The organism is Kitasatospora nipponensis, from assembly GCF_039528135.1.
Taxonomy (GTDB): domain Bacteria; phylum Actinomycetota; class Actinomycetes; order Streptomycetales; family Streptomycetaceae; genus Kitasatospora; species Kitasatospora nipponensis.
Window position 1 is genome coordinate 1 of record NZ_BAAALF010001218.1, and the last position, 505, is coordinate 505.

Annotated in this window: 1 pseudogene; it reads left to right on the top strand. The window is 69.9% G+C overall.

Annotated elements, in window-relative coordinates:
- Window positions 1-63: 63 nt before the first annotated feature.
- A pseudogene (locus ABD323_RS45735) lies at window positions 64-505 on the top strand (IS21 family transposase); the annotation flags it as partial.

Here is a 505-nt window from a genome sequence, read left to right on the forward strand (position 1 = left end):
GTCGAAGGGCTGTCCAGCAGGGCTCTGTCGGCCAAGTACGGGGTTGGCCGCAGGACGGTGGCGATGGCGCTGGAGTCGGTCTGGCCGGCCGCGCGCAAGGAGCTTCCGGCCCGGGCATCTCGCCTGGACCCGTACAAGGTGGTCATCGACCAGATCCTGCGGGAGGACCTGGACGCGCCGCGCAAGCAGAGGCACACCGCCAAGCGGGTCTTCGTTCGGCTGTTCGGCGAGCACCGGGCCCAGGGCGTGTCCTACGCGATGCTCCGCTCCTACATCGCCGGGCGCGGCCCGGAGATCCGGGTCGAGGAGGCCCGCGGGCCACCGCAGGCGTTCATCCCCCAGACCCACCGCCCCGGGGACGAGGCCGAGGTCGACTTCGGTGACGTGTGGATCCAGCTGAACGGCGTGTCCACCAAGGTGTACCTGTTCTCGCTGCGGCTCTCGTTCAGCGGCAAGAGCGCCCACAAGGTCTTCGCCTCCTGTGGGCAGGAGGCCTTCCTGGACG